This is a genomic window from Patescibacteria group bacterium (genome assembly GCA_038065255.1).
In the GTDB taxonomy this organism is placed as follows: Bacteria; Patescibacteriota; Patescibacteriia; order JACQRZ01; family JACQRZ01; genus JBBTRI01.
Window position 1 is genome coordinate 139,407 of record JBBTRI010000006.1, and the last position, 5,279, is coordinate 144,685.

The 5,279-nt window shown below is 45.1% G+C and carries 4 protein-coding genes; 1 reads left to right on the forward strand and 3 read right to left on the reverse strand.

The window, feature by feature from the left end:
* The first annotated feature begins 1,810 nt into the window (after positions 1-1,810).
* Positions 1,811-3,505 (forward strand): GspE/PulE family protein, encoded by a 1,695-nt coding sequence (locus AAB400_02400; GenBank protein ID MEK7648751.1) that lies wholly within the window; start codon positions 1,811-1,813, stop codon positions 3,503-3,505.
* Here AAB400_02400 and tgt read toward each other — a convergent pair.
* From tgt to AAB400_02415, 3 genes are read right to left on the reverse strand one after another with little or no spacing between them, the layout of a single operon-like run.
* Positions 3,498-4,607, reverse strand: a complete 1,110-nt coding sequence (gene tgt, locus AAB400_02405; GenBank protein MEK7648752.1) for a tRNA guanosine(34) transglycosylase Tgt — start codon at positions 4,605-4,607, stop codon at positions 3,498-3,500. The genes AAB400_02400 and tgt overlap by 8 nt on opposite strands.
* The gene (locus tag AAB400_02410; protein ID MEK7648753.1) at positions 4,600-4,860 is read right to left on the reverse strand and encodes a type II toxin-antitoxin system RelE/ParE family toxin; all 261 of its coding nucleotides are present in this window, start codon (positions 4,858-4,860) and stop codon (positions 4,600-4,602) included. Before AAB400_02410 ends, tgt begins: the two co-directional genes overlap by 8 nt.
* A complete protein-coding gene (locus AAB400_02415) occupies positions 4,857-5,144 on the reverse strand; it encodes a hypothetical protein (GenBank protein ID MEK7648754.1) in 288 nt (95 codons plus the stop codon). The genes AAB400_02410 and AAB400_02415 overlap by 4 nt, the downstream gene beginning before the upstream one ends.
* Positions 5,145-5,279 lie beyond the last annotated feature (135 nt).

Sequence of the window (5,279 nt, forward strand, 5' to 3'; positions counted from 1 at the left end):
GACCAATTACTTTTCAACAGAATCCTTTTTAAAGGGACTTATTGTCTGACGAACTAAGCGAATAGGGATGCAATCCTTGCGGGCTACAAACATCAGCGCGAAGTTCTAATCATACTAGAATTGCTTTTCAGTCGGTCAACGTCACTTGCGTGTCGTCAACTCGACCTATCAGAGGAGCTCTTGATCTTTGGGGCGAACCTTGCAGACCAATTACTTTTCAACAGAATCCTTTTTAAAGGGACTTATTGTCTGACGAACTTTCGGATTAAACAACCTTACGGTCGTCTCATCTTGAGTTCTAAGAAGTTCTGAAGCTACTCACTACTTCCTTGAAGCGTTCGTTTCGGTTTAACAGAGAGAGCGTGCAAGCACGCGATCCCTTTAGTCAAGTATTGATTCAAGCGCAGAAGCCATGACCACAGGAGCCTCTTGTGAGAAGCGAGCCGTGGGTGACCGATGCGATGAAGAGCAATAACTCAACACCAGTGTCCGGCAAACCTTGCGGTAAACCGGAGGAAACAAACACTTCATTCGAAAAAACTTTGTGTCCTAGCAGGATGTAGGCTCAGAAAAGCTTTACGGCTACGAAATTCGGATTGGAATCCAAATTCGCTGCCCAAGCTCGTCCATGCCTATCTCTTCCTTTGCCACAATCACCCGTAAAGGCAATCGCAACATCAGCATGAGAACTGCCAAGAGAGGTCTTCTCTAGGTGCGTTCTTTCGTGTTCGAGATCTTTTGAGGTACGTACCGCTTTGTTAAACGGTAATAATAAGAATACGCCTACTCTAAACTAGTGTCAAGAGCTCTCATGCGAAAATTAGAAAAAATTCTTTTCTTCATGGTTATAATAAAAAAGTACTTTTTAATATCATTTCTAAAAACTTATCCACCTGTATAAAAAAATTATCTGTGGATAACTCTGTGGAGAATAATGGCCGGAAATAAAAAAAGAGCCAGGACTTCTCTAAGAACGATTCGACCGAGGGAATCGCGTCCAAGAAATCAAGGCTCTCGCCGCCTCTCTTTAGAAGTGAGTATCCGAGAGCTACTCTACCAGGCACAGCTTTCCAAGGCGCTGTTGTGTTGCACTGGCATGAGTGGCATATACGGACATCCTTCCGGCAGATGCTGGCACCTGCTCTTGAGAAGGGGCTTAAAATCCCGTGCAGTGTCCGACTAGTGGGTCGAAGTTGCCTTCGTTACCCGTCACGTAGGTACGCGGAGTTAGCACTGCACGGAACAGGACACCTAGCGACATGCTCGATTGACGCGAGCTCCCTTGACGGCCTAAATCGTCGGGGAACCGCGCCTTTCGAAAGCGCTTGCCAACAAGACCTCGTTAGAATCGCGAGTGGTTGCTCGGATCATGGGGCCAATCGGCAATGTCGATGAGTGAGGAGATGGCGAACCCTAGTGACAGAGCTGTTCGAGTGCTTCTCGACTTTGCCCTGCACACTACTGCCATACTTGGCGTTCAGCAGCCAAACGACACTATGAGTCCCTGTGGATCAACTCCAGGGGTACCAGGAAGTGCGGAGTCTGACCGCTGGATTTGTGGGTGTACTACCTCATCTGCGGCGTCCATAGTGAAAGATCGTTACCGGTTTTCGGTATTAGGTAGAGTATAGCATCATACAAATCATGTCAAGTAATTGTAGCTATTATTATATCTATAACGATATTTATGCTTTAAATATAACAAAAATGCTGTCATTATTTTTTTAGAAAGAAATGAGCTGTTTCGCTCTGATCCACTAAAAGTGGTACAATTGACAGTACTTAAAATACTATTCTCATTTTCTTTCTTATGTTCATCCCCAATGCCCAGCTCAAAAAAATCCTTATCGAGGCATCGCTTATTACCGAAGACGTATGGAATAACGCGCTCAAAAACGCCCAGCGTCTGGATATGCCGATTGAGGATATCCTTCGTGAATGGGATATTGTAAAGGGGCACATACTTTATGAAACAGTTGCATCAGCCATCGGACTGCCCTATGTGAACCTAAAGCTGCGCCATATTGATGAAGCTGTTCTCAGGCTTTTTGACGGACATACGGTCAGTACCTACAAAGCCATCCCATTTGAAAAAAATAGCAAAGGTACATCGCTCAAGGTAGCTTTTCTCGATCCATTGCAGAAAAATCAAGTCCGTAAGCTTGAAAAGCTCACTCACACCACAATAGAGCCGTATTTTACCGGCATCACAAGCTACAAAACAGTTTCTAAATATTATCAAAAAGATGTAGCCAGTTCGATAAAGCGCATGATCCAGCGGTCGTCGGTAGCCAAAAAGAGCATTTCTTCAGAAAAATTGTTGAACGCGCTTATCGACTATATCTACTATTCCCAACCCTCAGATGTCCATTTGGAGCCGCAGAGCACATCGGGTATGGCAAAATTCCGCGTCGATGGGTTTTTGCGAGACGAGTTTTTACTTGCAAAGCCTCTCTTTAAAGAACTTTCCACAGTAATCAAAAAAATCGCCGGTATTCGTACGGATGAACATGCAAAAACAGCCGATAGTAGTTTTTCACAAGTGGTTTTTGGAGAGACTATTATTTTCCGCGTATCGGTGCTGCCCACGTATTATGGGGAAAAAATCGTATTGCGCGTGCGGAATGAATCAACGCAGAAAGTCAGTCTACACGACTTGGGCTTCCGTCTTGACGATATTTCGCTTGTGAAAAAAGAAATGAAGCGTCCTTACGGCCTTGTTTTGGTGAGTGGTCCGACAGGATCAGGAAAATCATCAACATTATACACACTTCTGAAGTCGCTTAATGTGGAGGGGGTGAGTATCGAAACCATTGAAGATCCTGTTGAATATAGCATTAAGCATATCAACCAAACACAGGTGCGCGCAGACCATGGCTTCACCTTTGCAGCCGGGCTTCGGGCAATTCTGCGCCAGGACCCCAATATTATTATGGTGGGGGAGATTCGTGATGAAGAAACAGCCTCAATCACCATTCAGTCGGCTCTTACGGGGCATGTGGTGCTTTCAACGCTGCATTCCAATTCAGCAGTTGGCGCACTTACGCGACTTCGCAATATGGGTGTGCGGTCGTATCTTCTTGCGCCAACGATCAATCAGATTATTTCCCAGCAGCTTATCAAACAGATTTGTCCTTCGTGCAAGGAATCATATAAGCCGGATAAACTATTTTTAGACTCCCTCAATGAAGATGCGCGCCTCTATCGCTCGCTTGCAAAGCTCAAAAAACGCAACTTGGTTGCATTAGATTCACCGACTGAATTAAAATTTTATCGCGGCAGGGGTTGTGATAAGTGTTTTGGCATTGGATTAACGGGTCGAATTGGCATTTTTGAAATCCTCACGTTCGATGAAGAGTTAAAAAAGCTTGTTCAACAGGAAAAAAGCGAGAGTATTGTACAAAAGTGCGCTGAAGAAAAAGGCATGCTGACCCTTTTTGAAGATGGCCTATTAAAAGTGCTATCAGGCGATACGACTATTGAAGAGCTGATGCGGATCAGCTGATGCTTCGCAGCTCTTCCATCATGCGCAAATAAAAATGCAAGTTGTGGATGGAAGAAAGGCGGTAGAAAAGCGACTCTTCTATGATGTATAAATGCCGGAGATAGCTTCGTGTAAAATGCTTGCACGTGTAGCAAGCACATGAGGGGTCTATGGGTTTTTTATCGGCTACATAGCGCGCATGCTTGATGCGCATAGATTGATAAAATGTCGGTTTGCAATGCCGCGATAGCTTGATGGGCTTTTTTTTGACATACAGCACGCCATGCCGCCCTTCGCGCGTGGGAATGACGCAATCAAACATATCCACGCCCACTGCAACCGCTTCTACAATATCCTCAGGTCGTCCTACGCCCATGAGATAGCGTGGTTTGTCTTTTGGCAGGAGTTCGGTGCACCAGCTGACGAATTCCGTTACCATTTTTTTGGGAGCAACGCCGCCGATGCCATATCCGTCAAAATCAATGGCAAGAAGCTTTTCGATACACTCCTTTCGTAAGTCCTTATAAAGAGCGCCTTGGGAAATGGCAAACAGAAGCGGTCTTTTGCCATTGGGTAGGCGCTTTTGTTTCATGCGTTTTTCAAAGTGTTTTTTGCTGCGCTCCGCCCACGCAACACTCATGTCTACGGCATAGCGTGCCTGTTCGTACGCGCAGGGCCAGGGCGTACAGATATCCAGAACCATGATGATATCAGAACCTATTGCAAGCTGGATATCAATTGCTTTTTCCGGCGTGAGAAAAATGGTCGCGCCGTTGATTTCGGATTGGAACCGTATGCCATCCGGCGTGATTTTGCGGAATTTAGAAAGGGAAAAAACCTGGTAACCGCCGCTATCAGTGAGAATAGGTTTATCCCAACCCATGAAAGCATGGAGCCCACCCCATTTTTTTAAAATATCCATGCCGGGGCGCTGGTAGAGGTGATAGGTGTTTGAAAGGATAATCTCAGCACCGAGCGCATGAATATCTTCAGGTGTAAGCGCCTTCACTGCACCCCGCGTTGCAATCGGCATGAAAAACGGCGTTTGGACAGTGCCATGGGGAAGGGTGAGGACACCGCGGCGGAGTGGGTATGATGAATGGAGAGAAAACACGTTACCCATACAAATTTGAATGCGATCCTATATCCACAAAGAGAATGGTGTCATGTCCTATGCGCTTATAAATGGCCCGGAGATCCCCTGTTATTGAGATGCTTCGATAGCCAAGATAGCGCCCATGGAGTGCGTGATTGTTCAAAGGGGGGTTAAATTCGTCGGTGGTCATGAGTGCAAGTCGTTCTTTGAATTTACTATGTTCTTTTTCAGTAAGTTTGTGATACTTCTTCTGGAATTGCGTATGAAAGTTCACATTCATACGGATCGTAGGGAATCGAGATAGACATTCATGTCCTTCAGAGACGTAAATGTTTTTGAAATATTTCTTTTTTTCTTAATATCTTCTTCAACTCGGCCGATAATCCGTTCTAATTCAGGAGTCATACGAGGAATCGATGAAAAATATACTTCCCTTGTTCGAATGAAATTCCGCAATGCAGCATTGATGACATCACTTAAGGATAGCCCCAGTTCTTTAGCAAGGGTTTGAGCATTGCGCTTCACTTCCTTTTCTGTCTTGATATTTATAAGTATTTTCTGCATATACAAAGTAAAGACAAAAGTTATATATTAAAGTATAGAAGATTGAAGGTGATTGTCAATAAAAAAAGCCCGAACGTCGTTGTTCGGGCAACCGCTTGGTGGGGCGGTAGGGGAGGGAATCTAGGTCGAGGCGGC

Bases quoted from the DNA above. Each gene is read 5' to 3' on its own strand.
- AAB400_02400 (MEK7648751.1), top strand. From the start codon at position 1,811: ATGTTCATCCCCAATGCCCAGCTCAAAAAAATCCTTATCGAGGCATCG.
- tgt (MEK7648752.1), bottom strand. From the start codon at position 4,607: ATGGGTAACGTGTTTTCTCTCCATTCATCATACCCACTCCGCCGCGGT.
- AAB400_02410 (MEK7648753.1), bottom strand. From the start codon at position 4,860: ATGAATGTGAACTTTCATACGCAATTCCAGAAGAAGTATCACAAACTT.
- AAB400_02415 (MEK7648754.1), bottom strand. From the start codon at position 5,144: ATGCAGAAAATACTTATAAATATCAAGACAGAAAAGGAAGTGAAGCGC.